Raw genomic sequence first — 14900 nt, 5'->3', positions numbered from 1 at the left:
CCCTCACAACCCGACCAGCCACACCCCCACATCCAGCAGGGACACAACCAGACAGACCATGAACGAGGGATAAAACATATTTGGCACTGACAATCGGCACGCTGTTGAGTTCTCAAGGAGCAGGCGCTTCTGAGCAGAAACCCAGAGGGAATCCGACTCATGCGATTTTGGTACGACTTGCGAAGTTTGAAGAGCGGTGCTCGTCAGTACGCCCAGAACGGGGCCGCCGTGCACTCGCTGTCCCGAACCCCTCCGAAGAGGGGTTCCGTCTGCGCTGGGCTTCCGCCGTGTCCGGCGGCTTCCGTGTCGCGCTGACAGAGAGAACATTACGGGTGGATGACGGCAGGCGTCAAATCAATCCCCCTCCCAGATGTGTGATCTATATCACAGCTTCTGGGATGAGGTTCGATGTGATGTTCTGATATGGGAAGCTTAACGGTCTGGGGCAAGGCAGGGCGACCCGAACCGCGAGGCTTCTGCCTCGATCCGCCCCTGTGTTCCCGGCAAGGCGCCTCATCCCGGCGGCCTGCGCCGACGGCCCGGCCCGCTGACTGTCGGCTCCCCGTCGAGCCAGAACCGCCATGGCCGGTCGGCCGCCGCGTTGATCCCCACTCTGGGCCCCCTGCGGATGGCCGAGCGCGGCTCGGACACCGGCGATGGTCCCGCCACGTCGAGAGCGCCGCCACCCGTGACGGCGGTGCCCGTGAGCTCGCCGCCGACGCCGAGGACCCGGCCGAGGCGGCCAGGTCCTCGGGCGAGGTCCCGGTCCGCGAGATGCGGCCAGCGGGCCCGGACAGCGGCGATTCCCGTGGTGACCTCTCCGGACCGCACGAGTACCGCCGCGGCCTGGTCCACCGGGCCGCAGACGATGTTCAGGCACCAGTAGACGCCGTAGCTGAGATAGACGTAGGCCCGCCCCGGCGGACCGAACATCACCGCGGCGCGGGGCGTGGCCCCGCGAAAGGCGTGCGAGGCGGGATCGTCGAGTCCGCCGTACGCCTCGACCTCGGTGATCCGAACGGCGACCGGCCCGTGCCAGACCGTCGCGCCGAGCAGCTCGGGCGCGACGGCCAGCACGGGCCGGTCGTAGAACTCCGCCGGGTAGGGCGCCGGAGCGTTCAGCCCACAGCCCACCGACGATCCCGGTCAAGGACGGGACGCAGCGCGTCGAGCTGCTCGCGGACGCGGTCGGGCGCCGTCCCGCCGGGCGCGCTGCGGGCTCGCAGCGCCCCGGGCACGGACAGCACACCGCGGACGTCGGCGGTCAACAGCGGATTGATCACGGCGAGGTCGTCGTCGCTGACCTCGTCGAGGTCGACGTCGTGGGCGACGCACCAGGAGACCAGCTGGCCGACGGCCTCGTGCGCCTGGCGGAACGGCACACCGCTGCGCACCAGGTACTCGGCGACGTCGGTCGCCAACGCGAAGCCGTCGGGAGCGGCCGCGGCCAGGCGCTCCCGACGGACCCGCATCGTCGCGATCGTGCCCGTCAGCGCCGGCAGCACCAGCAGCAGCGTGTCGACCGCGTCGAAGACGGGCTCCTTGTCCTCCTGCAGGTCCCGGTCGTAGGCGAGGGGCAGGCCCTTGAGGGTGGCGAGGAAGCCGGTCAGCCCACCGATGAGCCGGCCCGACTTGCCCCGGGCGAGTTCGGCGACGTCGGGGTTCTTCTTCTGCGGCATGATCGAGCTGCCGGTCGCGAAGGCGTCGTCAAGCTCGACCCAACCGAACTCGCGGGTCGTCCACAGCACGATCTCCTCGCCCAGCCGGGACAGGTGCACCCCGATGAGCGCGGCCGCGAACAGGAACTCCGCGGCGAAGTCCCGGTCGGACACGGCGTCCAGGGAGTTCTCGAACGCCCGGTCGAATCCCAGCTCCGCGGCGACACCCTGCGGATCCAGTGGCAGCGAGGACCCGGCCAGCGCCCCCGCTCCCAGCGCGCTCACCGCTGCCCGCGCGTCCCAGTCCCGCAGCCGGTCAGTGTCGCGGACGAACGCGTGGACGTGCGCGAGGAGCTGGTGCGCGAACGAGATCGGCTGCGCGTGCTGCAGGTGGGTCATGCCCGGCGCGGGGGTCTCGACGTGCTGCTCGGCCAGGGTGACGAGCGCCTGGGACAGCTCGGTCAGCCGTGCGGCCACCTGGCGGGCATGGTCACGCAGGTAGAGCCGCAGGTCGGTGGCGACCTGATCGTTGCGGCTGCGGCCGGCGCGCAGCTTCCCGCCGAGCGTTCCGAGCCGCTCCAGCAGGCCGCGTTCCAGGGCGGTGTGGACGTCCTCGTCCTCGACGGTGGGGCGGAATCCGCCGCGTGCGACCGCGTCCGCCAGATCGTCGAGTGCGGTGAGCATCGCGGCGAGCTCGGTGTCGTCGAGCAGTCCGGCCCGGTGCAACACGCGGGCGTGCGACTTCGAGGCGAGCAGGTCGTACGGCGCGAGACGCCAGTCGAACTGCACGCTCACCGACAGCCGGGCGAGCGCCTCCGCGGGGCCGCCGGCGAACCGGCCGCCCCACAGCCGCATCGGCGGCCCGCCCGCGGGCGTGTCCAGCGCGGCGTCGTCGGTGTGATCCGTCGAGGTCACGGGTTCAGCCGCTGCTCGCGGGCCGCCCAGACCTTGGTCGGCAGACCCCACAGCTCGATGAAGCCGCGCGCGTCGCTCTGGTCGAACTGGTCGCCGGCGTCGTACGTGGCCAACGCGTGGTCATAGAGGCTGGCGGGGCTGCGCCGGCCGACGACCTGCGCGACACCGCCGGCGAGCCGCAGCCGCACGTCGCCCGACACGCCGACGCTCGCCGTGTCGACGAACGCGTCGAGCGCGGCCTTGAGTGGGGAGTACCACAGCCCGTCGTAGACGATCTCGCCCCAGCGCTGGTCGATGCCGCGCTTGAACCGGGCGACGTCCCGCTCGAGGGTGAGGTCCTCGAGGTCGCGGTGGGCGGTCAGCAGGGTGATGGCCGCCGGGCACTCGTAGATCTCCCGGCTCTTGATGCCGACCAGCCGGTCCTCGATCATGTCGATGCGGCCGACGCCGTGCGCGCCCGCACGGGCGTTCAACTCGGCGACGAGCTCGGCCAGCGGCAGGGAGCGGCCGTCCAGGGCGGTCGGGATGCCGTCGGTGAACGAGATGGTCACCTCATCGGGAGTCCGGGCGACCGTGGGGTCGGCGGAGTAGACGAAGACGTCCTCCGGCGGCTGCGCCCACGGGTCCTCGAGGATGCCGCACTCGGCGGTGCGGCCCCACAGGTTCTGGTCGATGGAGTAGGGCGACCGCTTCGAGACGTCGATGGGCAGCCCGCGCTCCTCCGCGAAGGCGATGGCCTTGTCGCGGGTCATGCCCGAGTCGCGCACCGGGGCGAGCACCGTCAGCCCGGGTGCCAGCGCCGACACGCCGACCTCGAAGCGCACCTGGTCGTTGCCCTTGCCGGTGCAACCGTGGGCGATCGCGTCGGCGCCGTGCTCGCGGGCGGCCTCGACCAGGTGCTTGACGATGATCGGCCGCGACAGCGACGAGATCAGGGGATAGCGGTCCATGTAGAGCGCGTTGGCGCGGATGGCCGGGGCGACGAACGACTCGGCGAACTCGGCCCGCGCGTCGACCACGATCGACTCGACGGCACCGCAGGTGAGGGCGCGCGCCCGGATGGCCTCAAGGTCCTCGCCGCCCTGGCCGACATCGACCGCGAGCGCGACGACCTCGGCACCGGTCTCGGCGCCGATCCAGCCGATGGCCACGGACGTGTCGAGGCCGCCCGAGTAGGCAAGCACGACGCGTTCGGTCACAGGACTTACTCCTTATGGTCTATGTCGGATTTCGAGTTGGGTCGTCGTCGGCGGTGCCGGGCACGGCTCGCGCTCGTCCCTCCGCCAGCCACAGCAGGTGGCGGGCCAGGGCCGGACCACCCATCGGGACGACGCCGGCCGCCGGCCGACGGCTGCGGCCATCGTCCTCGCCGGGCCGGCCGGGTCCGGGGATCCCACCCCCGTCGGGGATGGCGGTGACCGCCCGGCAGACCACCAGCACCGTGTCGTCGCCGGCGATCGTGCCCATCACCGCCGGCAGCACCTCGCGGTCGAGCGCGGAGGCGAACAGCTGCGCGGCGCCGGGCGGGGTGCGCAGGACGACGAGGTCGCCGTTGGCCTCCGCGGAGACCAGCAGCTCCTCGCACAGCCGGGTCAGGGGCAGCCGGACGGTCTCGGCCGGCGCGAGGTTGACGTCGACGGCGTAGACGAGCGCGCCGCCCGGGCCGCGCACCTTCGTCGCGCCGATGTCCTCCAGGTCACGGGACAGGGTGGCCTGGGTGACCTGCACGCCTTCCGCGGCGAGCAGGCGGGCGAGTTCGGACTGGGAGCGCACTGGCCGCTGACCGATCAGCGCCGCCAGTCTGGCCTGACGGGCGTGCTTGGTCAGGGGCGCGGAGCTCCGCACGCCCGCGTCCGCCGTCATCGCGACGCGCCTCCCCCGCTGACCGCGCCCTCCGCGAAGAGCGTCGAGAGCAGGGCCTTCTGCGCGTGCAGCCGGTTCTCGGCCTGGTCGAACACGACCGAGTGCGGCCCGTCGATCACTGCGGAGGAGATCTCCAGCTCCCGGTGCGCCGGCAGGCAGTGCATGACCAGTACGTCCGGCCGGGCAGCCTCGACGACCTTCTCGTCAAGCCGGTAGGGCTGGAACACCAGGGAGCGGCTGTCGGACTCGCCCTCCTGCCCCATCGAGGCCCAGACGTCGGTGTAGAGCACGTCGGCGCCGGCGGCGGCCTCCAGCGCGTCGTGCATGACCAGCGCCTCGCCGCCGGTGGCCGCACCGATCTCGTTGGCGTGCCGAACGACCTGCTCGAACGGCTCGTAGCCGGGCGGGGAGGCCACATGCACCCGCATGCCGGCCAGCGCACCGGCGAGCAGCAGCGAGTGGGCCACGTTGTTGCCGTCGCCGAGGTAGGTCAGGGTCAGCCCGGTGAGGTGGCCGCGACGTTCCCGGATCGTCTGCAGGTCGGCGAGGGCCTGGCACGGGTGGGCGTGGTCGGACAGCGCGTTGACGACCGGGACGCTGGCTGCGGCGGCCAGCCGCTCCAGGCGATCCTGTGCGAAGGTCCGCACGACGATCGCGTCGACGTACCGGCTGAGCACGGCCGCGGTGTCCTCGATCGTCTCGCCGCGGCCGAGCTGGGTGCTGGCCGCGTCGATGACGACGGGGTGGCCGCCGAGCTCGGCGACGCCGACGTCGAACGACAGCCGGGTGCGCGTCGAGGGCTTCTCGAACAGCAGCGCCACCGAGCGGCCGGCCAGCGCCCGGTCGGCCGGGTCCGGGGCGCGGCGTCGAGCCTTGAGCGCATCGGCGAGGTCGAGTACGGCGGCCTGTTCCGCGGAGGTCAGGTCGGTGTCGAGCAGGAAGTGTCGGGCCGTCATGCGCTGACCTTAGAGCCTTGCCCCGAGGACGCTTCCACTCCGCGCGCGGCCGCGACGACGGCCGGCAGCGCGGCGAGGAAGTCCCCCACCTCGTCGTCGGTGAGGATCAGCGGCGGGGCGAGCCGGACGGCGTCCGGAGCCACGGCGTTCACCAGGTAGCCGGCGTCGCGGGCGGCGGCCTCGACCGCCGCGGCGAACGGGCCGTCGAGAGTGATCGCCCGCCACAGGCCGCGCCCGCGCACGCCGAGGACGCCGGGGATCGCGGCGGCGAGTACGCCGGCGGCGAGCCTGTCACCGAGGCGCGTCGCGTGGTCGAGCAGGCCGTCGGCGGCGATCGTGTCGAGCACCGCGAGGGCCGCGGCGCAGACGATGGGACCGCCGCCGAAGGTGCTGCCGTGATCGCCCGGGCGCAGCAGGTCGGCCGCGGCGCCGATGCCGATGCAGGCACCGATCGGCAGGCCGCCGCCAAGCCCCTTCGCGAGGGTGATGACGTCCGGGAGCACCCCGAGAGCCTGGTGGGCGAACCAGGAGCCGGTCCGGCCGATGCCGCTCTGCACCTCGTCGAAGACGAGCAGCGCGCCGGCCGCGTCACAGGCGGCCCGCGCCTGCTCGAGGTAACCGGCGGGCGGCGGCACGACCCCGGCCTCACCGAGCGTCGGCTCGAGGAAGACGGCGGCGGTGCGCTCGCTGATGGCGGCCCGCAGCGCGGCGGCGTCGCCGTAGGGCACGAACCGCACGCCGGGCAGCAGCGGCTCGAACGGCGCCCGCTTGGCCGGCTGGCCCGTGATGGACAGCGCGCCGAGCGTGCGGCCGTGGAAGGCCCCCTCCGCCGCGATGATCTCCGGCCGACCGGTCCGACGCGCGATCTTCATCGCGGCTTCGTTGGCCTCGGCCCCCGAGTTCGCGAAGAAGACCTTCGCATCGGCGTCGAGCAGCTCGACGAGCCGCTCGGCGAGCCGCACCTGCGGCTCGTTGGCGTACAGGTTCGACACGTGGCCGAGGGTGTCGAACTGATCGACCACGGCGGCGCGGATGGCGGGGTGGGCGTGGCCGAGCACGCTGACCGCGATCCCGCCGAGCAGGTCGACGTACTCGCGGCCGCCGTCGTCCCACACCCGGGTGCCCTGCCCGCGCACCAGCGTGAGCGCCGGCCGGCCGTAGGTCGCCATCACGACGGCGTCGCGGCGGGTGAGCAGGTCGTCGGTCATGGCCGCTCTCCGATCCGGGAGCTCGGGGCCTGGAAATCCGGGGCCTGGATGGTCGGGGGGCATTCCGGCTCGTGATCGGGGGTGATCAGCGTGCCGATGCCGTCGTCGGTGAAGATCTCCAGCAGGATGGCATGCGGGACACGGCCGTCGAGCACGTGCGCCTGCGGGACACCCCCGCGCACCGCCCGCCGGCAGGCCTCCATCTTGGGAATCATGCCGGACGCGAGGGTGGGCAGGAGCTCTTCGAGCTGCGTGATGCTCAGCTCGCTGAGGACCTCGTCGCTGGCGGGCCAGTCCGCGTACAGACCTTCGACGTCGGTGAGAACGACGAGTTTGGTCGCGCCGAGGGCGACGGCGAGCTCAGCGGCCGCGGTGTCGGCATTGACGTTGTAGACGCCGCCGTCGATCCCGCGGGCGACCGACGCGATGACGGGCACCTTACCGGAGTCGAGCAGGGCATCTACCGTTGCGGCGCGGACCTCGACGATGTCGCCGACCAGGCCGACGTCGACCTCCTCGCCGTCGACGATCGCGGGACAGCGGCGGGCGGTGAAGAGGTTCGCGTCCTCGCCGGACAGGCCGACGGCGAACGGGCCGTGGTCGTTGACGAGGCCGACGACGTCCCGGTTGACCTGTCCGAGCAGCACCATGCGGACGACGTCCATGGTCTCCGGAGTGGTGACCCGCAGGCCGCCGACGAAGGTCGACTCGACGCCGAGCCGGGCCAGGTGCGCGGTGATCTGCGGGCCGCCGCCGTGCACCACGACGACCCGAAGGCCCGAGTAGCGCAGGAACACGATGTCGGCGGCGAACGCCGCGCGCAGCGCCGGCTCGGTCATCGCGTTCCCGCCGTACTTGACCACGATGGTGGCGCCCTGGAACCGCGACAGCCACGGCAGCGCCTCGATGAGCACCTGGGTCTTGGCGAGCGCCGCGTGCCCGCGCGCGGTCGCCGCGGGTCCGCGGTGCGCCGCGGGCGCGGCGTCGGCGGAAGTGGGGGCGGTGTCGGTCATGTGGAATACGCCGAGTTCTCGTGGACATAGCCGTCGGTCAGGTCATTGGTCCAGACAGTGACCTCCTCGCCGCCCACGTGCAGGTCGATGAGGATGTCGATCCGGCGTGCGGAGAGGTCGACGAGATCGCGGTCCTCGCCGGGAGCGCCGGCACGGCACACCTGGACACCGTTCATGGAGACGTCGAGGGCGTCCGGTTCGAAGGCGGCCTGGGTCGTACCGACCGCGGCGAGGACCCGGCCCCAGTTGGGGTCGTTGCCGTAGAGCGCGCACTTGAGCAGGTTGTTGCGGGCGACGGAGCGGGCGACCTCCAGCCCGTCGGCCTCGCTCGCGGCGCCGACGACCTGGATCGCGATCGTCTTGGTGGAGCCCTCGGCGTCGCCGAGCATCTGCTGGGCGAGATCGGTGCACACCTCGGCGACGAGGTCGGTGAGCTCGGCCTCGGGTAGTGCCACCCCGGAGGCTCCGGAGGCGAGCAGCAGCACGGTGTCGTTCGTGGACAGGCAGCCGTCGGAGTCGACGCGCTCGAAGCTGACCCGCGATGCCTCCCGCACCGCCCGGTCGAGGGTGGCGGCGTCGGCGACGGCGTCGGTGGTGACGACCACCAGCATGGTGGCGAGGGAGGGCGCGAGCATCGCCGCGCCCTTGCCCATCGCGCCGACGATGACGCCCGGTGTCGCGGTGGAGGTGCGCACCGCGGTCTTCGCGACGGTGTCGGTCGTCCGGATCGCTTCCGCGGCCTCGGCCCCGCCGGCGCCGGTGCTCAGGCCCGCGACAGCCTTGGTGACGCCGGGGAGCAGGAGGTCCATCGGCAACCGGACGCCGATCAGCCCGGTGGAGCAGACCGCCACGTCTCCCGCGCCGATACTCAGCGCCGAGGCCACGTGCTCGGCGGTGGCGTGGGTGTCAGCGAAGCCGGCCGGCCCGGTGCACGCGTTCGCGCCGCCGGAGTTGAGTACGACGGCACGCAGCCGACCGTCCGCGAGGGCCTGGCGGGTCCACAGCACGGGGGCGGCCTGCACGCGGTTACGCGTGAACACGCCGGCGGCGGCGTCGGCCGGTCCGTCGTTGACGACGAGGGCGACGTCCGGGTTGCCGGACGGCTTGAGCCCGGCCGCCGTTCCGGCGGCGCGGAAGCCCCGTGGGGCGGTGACGCTCACTGTTGGTCCTCCCAGGCGCACATCGTGGAGGTGGACAGGGTCAGCGGTGGCTGCTCACGGCGAGATGCCCTGGGCGGTGAGACCCGTGGCCTCGGGCAGGCCGAGCATGAGGTTGGCGCACTGCAACGCCTGCCCGGCCGCGCCCTTGCCGAGGTTGTCGATGGCGGACACGACGATCGCCCGGCCCGACTCGGCGTCGTAGGTGCCCTGGACGTGCACGGCGTTGCCCCCGAGGGTGGCCGCGGCGTGCGGCCAGCGCCCGGGCGGCAGGACCCGGACGAAGGGCTCGCCCGCGTAGGCCGCCCGTAGCGCCTCGTACACGGCGTCGGCGTCCGTGCCGGGAACGGCCCGGCCGGAGCAGGTGGCGAGAATGCCGCGGGGCAGCGGCGCGAGCACGGGGGTGAAGGAGACGCTCACCGCGGTGCCGGCGACCGCGGACAGCGTCTGGACGATCTCCGGACGATGCTGATGGGTGCCGACCTTGTAGGCGGTCAGGTCGCCCATCACCTCGCTGCCGAGCAGGTTCACCTTGGCCGAGCGGCCCGCGCCGGACGTGCCACTGGCCGCGACCACGGACAGATCCCGCGGCTCGACCAGGCCGGCGGCCAGCAGCGGCGCGAGGGCGAGTGAGGAGGCGGTCGGGTAGCAACCCGGCGCCGCGACGCGACTGCTGGCGGCGATCAGCGGGCGGGCGCCGGGCAGCTCGGGCAGGCCGTACGTCCAGACGCCGGCATGCTCGCCACCGTAGGCGCGCTGCCAGGCCACGGCATCGGCCAGCCGGTGATCGGCGCCGAGGTCCACGACCCGCGTGCCGCGCGGGAGCGAGGCCGCGACCGCGCCGGACTGGCCGTGCGGCAGCGCGAGGAAGACGATGTCCGCCTCGCTCGCGGCGAGCGACTCCGCGTCCGTGAAGACCCGGCCGTCCAGGTCGGGCAGGTTCGGGTGCACGTCCGTCACAGGCAGGCCGGTGGACGTGTTCGCCGCCAGCGCGCCGATCTCGATCTCCGGGTGGCCGAGCAGCAGGCGCAGCAGCTCCCCGCCGCCGTACCCGCTCGCTCCCGCTACCGCTGCCGTCACTCCCATATGGAAACTTATACACGGCACCGAATGAGCATGCAACGGGAATTGGCAGGGCGGGCGGCGCCAGCACGTGGCCGGCGCCGCCCGCCCTGCCGGCTAGGCGCGCAGCGCGGCGCCGGTGCGGTCGGCGGCCCGGGCGACGGCGGCGTCGCGGGCCGCGTTGGCCTCGGCGGCCGTCAGCGTGCGGTCGGCGGCCCGCAGCCGCAGGCCGAACGCGAGCGACCGCTGGCCGGGGCCGACCTGGGCGCCCTCGAACACGTCGAACAGCGCCAGGGACTCCAACAGCTCGCCCGCCCCCTCCCGCAGCGCCGCGGTGACCTCGGCGACGGGCACCCGGGTCGGGACGACGAGCGCCACGTCCCGGTCGGCCGGCGGGTAGGTCGAGATCGTCGGGGCGGCGATCGGCGGCGCGGCGGTCGCCGCGTCGATGAGCGCGTCGAGGTCGAGCTCCATCGCGACGGCGCGAGGGGGCAGGCCGACCTCGCCGAGGACCCGGGGATGCAGTTCGCCGGCGTGGCCGACGCGGCGGCCGGCGACGGACAGCGCGGCGCACCGGCCCGGGTGCCATGGCATGGTGTCGCCGGCGGTCACGGTGAGGCTCAGCCCGAGGGACTCGGCGACCAGATGCGCCGCGTCCACCGCGTCCGCCCAGTCCGCCGCGCGGGCGGCGCTCGCCCAGCCGCCCGGTTCGCGCCGGCCGGTGAGCAGCGCCGCGACGTGGCGAGGCTGCGTGGGCAGCGTCGCGTCCAGCGCGGCGATCTCGTCGGAGGTGGGCCGGCGGTCGACCGGCGGGGTGCGGGCGACCGGCGGGCCGCCCGGCAGCTCGCGAAAGACCAGGCCGGCCTCGAACAGCGCCAGGTCCTGCTGCCCGCGGCCAATGTTGCGCACCGCCGCGGCGATCAGCCCGGACAGCAGCGTGGTCCGCAGGTAGGCGGCGTCCTCGGCGATCGGGTTCGCGACGCGCACGGCGGCCCGGCGCGGGTCGTCGGCGGCGAGGCCGAGCATGTCGGCGGCGTCCTGCGCGACGAACGGCAGCGTCAGCACCTCGACGAAGCCGGCGTGCGCCAGTGCCCGGCCCACCGCGCGGCGCATCCGCTGCGCGGGGGTGATGCCACGGGCGGCCGGCAGCCGCGGCAGCGTCACCGGGATCGTGTCGTACCCCTCCAGCCGGACGATCTCCTCGACGAGGTCGGCCGGACGGGTCAGATCCGGCCGCCAGGACGGCGCGACGACCGCCAGCACGTCACCACGGCCGGCATCGTCCTCGGTGATCGCGCAGCCGACGTCCGCCAGCCGGCGGCGGATCACCTCCGCCGGGTAGGGCCGCCCGGCGAGCCGCTCGGCCTCATCCAGCGGCAGCGGCACCGGCGCGGTGGCGGCGCGGTGGTCGACGTCGGTCACGCCGGGCACGGCCTGGGCGCCGGCTAGCTGGGTGAGCAGGTCGACGGCCACCGCCGCGGCCACCGGCGCGAGCGCCGGGTCGACGCCGCGCTCGAAGCGCCGCGACGCCTCGGAGGACAGCCGGTGGCGCCGCGCGGTGCGGGCGACGCTGATCGCGTCGAAGTGCGCCGACTCGAGGACGATGTCGGTCGTCTCCGCGGAGATCTCGGTGGCCGCACCGCCCATCACACCGGCGAGTGCGATCGGGCCGGAGTCGTCCGCGATGACCAGATCCTCGGGGTCGAGAACGCGTTCGACGTCGTCGAGGGTGCGCAGCTTCTCCCCCGCGACGGCGCGGCGCACGACGATCGGGCCGGTCAGCTTCACCCGGTCGAAGGCGTGCAGCGGCTGGCCGAGGCCGAGCAGCACGGCGTTGGTGACGTCGACCGGCACCGAGATCGACCGCATCCCGGACAGCGACAGCCGCCGCGACCAGGACAACGGGGTCGTCGCGGCCGGGTCGACGCCGGTGACCACCCGGGCGACGTACCGGTCACAGCCGGCCGTGTCCTCCACGACCACCGGATACGCCTCGCCGGCGCCGGATGCGTCGCCGCCGGAGTCGCCGGGGTCACGGAAGGGCAGGGCGAAGGCGGTGGCCGCCTCCCGGGCGATGCCGCGCACCGACAGCGCGTAGCCCCGGTCGGGGGTGACGGCGATGTCGAGCACCTCGTCGGCCAGGTCGAGCAGCTCGGTGACGTCGGCGCCGAGCGGGGTCGACGGCGGGAGCACGAGGATGCCGTCGTGGTCCTCGCCGAGGCCGAGCTCGCGGGCCGAGCAGATCATCCCATCGCTGACATGGCCATACGTCCTGCGGGCGGTGATGGCGAACCCGCCGGGCAGCATCGCGCCCGGCAGCGCGACGGCGACCCGGTCCCCCACCGCGAAGTTGTGCGCCCCGCAGATGACACCGCGCACGCCGCCGGCCGGATCCTCACCCTTGGCCGGCTCGGCGACACGGACCTGGCACCAGCGCACCGACTTCTTCTTCGTCTCGACGAGCTCGAACCCGACGACCTCGCCGACGACGACGCCGGACACGTCCGCGCCGACGGCCCGCAGCCCCTCGACCTCGAAACCGGCGCGGATCAGCGCGTCGGCGACCGCCCGGGTCGGCGGCAGGCCCTCCACGTACTCCCGCAGCCAGGACATCACGATCAGCATGGCGTCAGTCCTCGATTCCGAACGGGAGGCCGAACCGGACGTCGCCGTCGACGAAGTCGCGGATCTCCCGGACGTCGTGTCGGATCATCGTGGCGCGTTCCAGGCCCATCCCGAAGGCGAAGCCGCTGTAGCGCACCGGGTCCACCCCGACGGCACGCAGCACGTGCGGGTCGACCATGCCGCAGCCGCCGATCTCGATCCAGCCCTCGTCGGAGCAGACCCGGCACGGCTGGCGGGCCGCCTCGCCGCGGCAGGCGAAGCACTGCACGTCGAGCTCCGCGGACGGCTCGGTGAACGGGAAGAACGACGGGCGCAGCCGCGTCGACAGGCCCTGGCCGAACAGCGCCTCGGCGAACACGGCGAGGGTGCCGCGCAGGTCGGCCATGGTGATGCCCTCGTCGACGGCGAGCCCCTCGAGCTGGCCGAACACGGGCGAGTGGGTGGCGTCGATGGTGTCGTTTCGGTACGTCCGCCCCGGCGCCACGACGTAGACGGGCAGCGGACGGGACAGCAGCGAGCGGATCTGCACCGGGGACGTGTGGGTGCGCAGCAGCCGGCCCGACCCGGTGGGCGCCACGTACAGCGTGTCGTGCTCGCTGCGGGCCGGGTGGTCGGGGGCCATGTTGAGGGCCTCGAAGTTGAACCAGTCGTGCTCGACCTCGGGCCCTTCGGCGACCTCGTAGCCCATCGCGACGAACACGTCGACGAGCCGGTCGGACAGGGTGGTCAGCGGGTGGCGGGCGCCGCGGGGGCGCCGGGTGGCGGGCAGGGTGACGTCCACGACCTCCTCGCGCAGCACCCGGGCGTCGCGCTCGGAGGTGAGCTCGGCGAGGCGGGCGTCGAAGGCGGCCTGGACGTCGGCGCGGGCGGCGTTGTGCCGCCGGCCGGCGTCGGCGCGCTCCTCGCGGGGCAGGGCGCCCAGCTCACGGCGGGCGAGCACCAGCGGCGCGGTGGCGCCCTGCACGTGGGCGGTGCGGACGGCGGCCAGCGCGTCGAGGTCGCTGGCGGCGCGGATCGACTCCCGGGCCGCGGCGACGGCCGCGGCGAGCTGGTCGGGGTCGAGGGCGTGGACCCGGGACGGGTCGACAGTCTCTCCAGGGGCGGACACGGTGCTCATCCTCGTATCGGTTCGCTCGGCGGGACCGCCCGGCCGGCGTGACACCAGGCACGGGCGAGAAAGAACGCGAGGCGCCCGCCAGTGTTCGTCGTGACGCTCGGCCTCAGCCGAACACCGGACCACCGGCGGGCACGAAAAATCGGAACTCGGCGCCGCCGCCCGCGGCCCGGCCGACGGAGATCGTGCCTCCGTGCGCCTCGATGAGCGCCTTGGCGATGTAGAGGCCGAGACCGGTGCCGTTACCCCGGCTGGCGCCGCGCCAGAACTTGGTGAACACCCGGGCGGCGTTCGATTCGGGCACACCCTCGCCCTCGTCGGCCACGCTCACCTCCGTGCCACCGTCCCGACCGCGCATCACGACCGTCACAGTACCCGCTCCGTGGCGCAGCGCGTTGTCGACGAGGTTGTGCAGCACCTGCTCCATCTTGTCCGGATCGACCCACATCTCCGGCAGCTCGCTATCCTCCCGGACGACGAAGCGCTCGGGAGCGGCCGCGCCGGACGCGATCTTGCCGTCGACCACCGTGTGCACCCGGGCCGCGAGGTCGACGACCTGCTTGCGGACCTGGATGCGACCGGAGTCGATGCGGGAGACGTCGAGCACCTCGGCGAGCAGGCGGGTCACCCGGTCCGCGTCGGTGTTGACGGTGTTGAGCATGAGCTTCTTCTGCTCGTCGGTGAACCGGTCCCACTTGGCGAGCAGGGTGGCGGTGAAGCCCTTCACGCTGGTCAGCGGCGAGCGCAGCTCATGGGCGACGGTCGCGACGAGGTCCGCCCGGTTGCGTTCGAGGCGCTCGCGGCTCAGCGTGTCGCGCAGCGACAGGGAGACCCGGGCGAGCCGGCCGGCGATCCGGGTGAAACGGACCGTGACGTGGAAGTCCCGGTCTTGGTCGGGGGCGGCGTAGGTGAGCCGGCGCTCGGGCTGGCCGACGACCCGCGGCAGCGCGCGGCTGGGCGCGGAGCACTCCCACCAGTCGTTGCCCCGCTCGTCGAGCAGCGGCAGCACCTCGGTGAGGTGCCGGCCGATCGCTCCGGGTGCGTGCAGGCCCACGAGACGGGCGGCGGCCCGGTTGAAGACCTCGACGGTGCCGGCGGCGTCGGTGATGACGACGGCGTCGGGCAGCAGGTCGAAGGCGGCTGCGGGCAGCGGCCCGTCGAGCATTCCCGAGCCGGGGGCGGACTCGTCGTCAGCAGTCATGGCCTCGCCTAATGGGAGCTACCGGGTCGGCATAAGGCAGGCTCGGTGCCGGTAGCCGCCGGCTGGTGAGCACTCTCCTCGCCTGGGCCGAGTTCGAGTCCTTGCGTCAGATCGTGCCCCTGCCGGTG

At 73.5% G+C, this 14900-nt stretch carries 12 protein-coding genes; all 12 read right to left on the bottom strand.

Translation table 11 applies throughout. The features are described from left to right. Nucleotides 1–513 precede the first annotated feature (513 nt). Nucleotides 514–1134 (bottom strand): DNA-3-methyladenine glycosylase, encoded by a 621-nt coding sequence (locus AC6EXY_RS32230; protein ID WP_499818883.1) that lies wholly within the window; start codon nucleotides 1132–1134, stop codon nucleotides 514–516. Then, nucleotides 1119–2573, bottom strand: a complete 1455-nt coding sequence (argH, locus tag AC6EXY_RS32225; protein WP_423748156.1) for an argininosuccinate lyase — start codon at nucleotides 2571–2573, stop codon at nucleotides 1119–1121. The genes AC6EXY_RS32230 and argH overlap by 16 nt, the downstream gene beginning before the upstream one ends. Then, nucleotides 2570–3772: an argininosuccinate synthase gene (locus AC6EXY_RS32220; RefSeq protein WP_101834543.1), complete on the bottom strand. Its 1203-nt coding sequence runs from the start codon at nucleotides 3770–3772 to the stop codon at nucleotides 2570–2572. The genes argH and AC6EXY_RS32220 overlap by 4 nt, the downstream gene beginning before the upstream one ends. Nucleotides 3773–3791: 19 nt before the next feature. Beyond that, a complete protein-coding gene (argR, locus tag AC6EXY_RS32215) occupies nucleotides 3792–4436 on the bottom strand; it encodes an arginine repressor (protein ID WP_101834541.1) in 645 nt (214 codons plus the stop codon). Continuing rightward, nucleotides 4433–5392, bottom strand: coding sequence for an ornithine carbamoyltransferase (argF, locus tag AC6EXY_RS32210; protein ID WP_101834539.1), 960 nt, complete (start codon nucleotides 5390–5392; stop codon nucleotides 4433–4435). The genes argR and argF overlap by 4 nt, the downstream gene beginning before the upstream one ends. Then, nucleotides 5389–6600, bottom strand: a complete 1212-nt coding sequence (locus AC6EXY_RS32205) for an acetylornithine transaminase (protein ID WP_101834537.1) — start codon at nucleotides 6598–6600, stop codon at nucleotides 5389–5391. The genes argF and AC6EXY_RS32205 overlap by 4 nt, the downstream gene beginning before the upstream one ends. Continuing rightward, nucleotides 6597–7613, bottom strand: coding sequence for an acetylglutamate kinase (gene argB, locus AC6EXY_RS32200; protein ID WP_499818882.1), 1017 nt, complete (start codon nucleotides 7611–7613; stop codon nucleotides 6597–6599). Before argB ends, AC6EXY_RS32205 begins: the two co-directional genes overlap by 4 nt. Beyond that, the gene (gene argJ / locus AC6EXY_RS32195) at nucleotides 7610–8773 is read right to left on the bottom strand and encodes a bifunctional glutamate N-acetyltransferase/amino-acid acetyltransferase ArgJ (protein ID WP_101834535.1); all 1164 of its coding nucleotides are present in this window, start codon (nucleotides 8771–8773) and stop codon (nucleotides 7610–7612) included. The genes argB and argJ overlap by 4 nt, the downstream gene beginning before the upstream one ends. Before the next feature lie 54 nt (nucleotides 8774–8827). Continuing rightward, a complete protein-coding gene (gene argC / locus AC6EXY_RS32190) occupies nucleotides 8828–9856 on the bottom strand; it encodes an N-acetyl-gamma-glutamyl-phosphate reductase (protein WP_499818881.1) in 1029 nt (342 codons plus the stop codon). Nucleotides 9857–9949: 93 nt separating this feature from the next. Continuing rightward, nucleotides 9950–12457 carry a phenylalanine--tRNA ligase subunit beta gene (pheT, locus tag AC6EXY_RS32185; protein ID WP_499818880.1) on the bottom strand — a complete coding sequence of 836 codons (2508 nt, stop codon included), beginning with the start codon at nucleotides 12455–12457 and terminating at the stop codon, nucleotides 9950–9952. 4 nt (nucleotides 12458–12461) lie between these two features. Further along, on the bottom strand, nucleotides 12462–13565 hold the full coding sequence (gene pheS, locus AC6EXY_RS32180; RefSeq protein WP_101834553.1) for a phenylalanine--tRNA ligase subunit alpha: 1104 nt from the start codon (nucleotides 13563–13565) through the stop codon (nucleotides 12462–12464). A gap of 112 nt (nucleotides 13566–13677) precedes the next feature. Then, entirely contained in the window at nucleotides 13678–14772 is a 1095-nt protein-coding gene (locus AC6EXY_RS32175) for a sensor histidine kinase (RefSeq protein WP_243408000.1), read from the bottom strand. Between the last annotated feature and the right edge of the window lie 128 nt (nucleotides 14773–14900).

The organism is Frankia sp. RB5 (assembly GCF_059816245.1).
The sequence above is the reverse complement of the archived record's forward strand: the minus strand, read 5'-3'. Positions and strand labels throughout refer to the sequence as shown.

Excerpts from the sequence above, each read along its gene's own strand:
- argR (WP_101834541.1), bottom strand. The coding sequence starts at position 4,436 with ATGACGGCGGACGCGGGCGTGCGGAGCTCCGCGCCCCTGACCAAGCAC.
- argF (WP_101834539.1), bottom strand. The coding sequence starts at position 5,392 with ATGACGGCCCGACACTTCCTGCTCGACACCGACCTGACCTCCGCGGAA.
- AC6EXY_RS32205 (WP_101834537.1), bottom strand. The coding sequence starts at position 6,600 with ATGACCGACGACCTGCTCACCCGCCGCGACGCCGTCGTGATGGCGACC.
- argB (WP_499818882.1), bottom strand. The coding sequence starts at position 7,613 with ATGACCGACACCGCCCCCACTTCCGCCGACGCCGCGCCCGCGGCGCAC.
- argC (WP_499818881.1), bottom strand. The coding sequence starts at position 9,856 with ATGGGAGTGACGGCAGCGGTAGCGGGAGCGAGCGGGTACGGCGGCGGG.
- pheT (WP_499818880.1), bottom strand. The coding sequence starts at position 12,457 with ATGCTGATCGTGATGTCCTGGCTGCGGGAGTACGTGGAGGGCCTGCCG.
- AC6EXY_RS32175 (WP_243408000.1), bottom strand. The coding sequence starts at position 14,772 with ATGACTGCTGACGACGAGTCCGCCCCCGGCTCGGGAATGCTCGACGGG.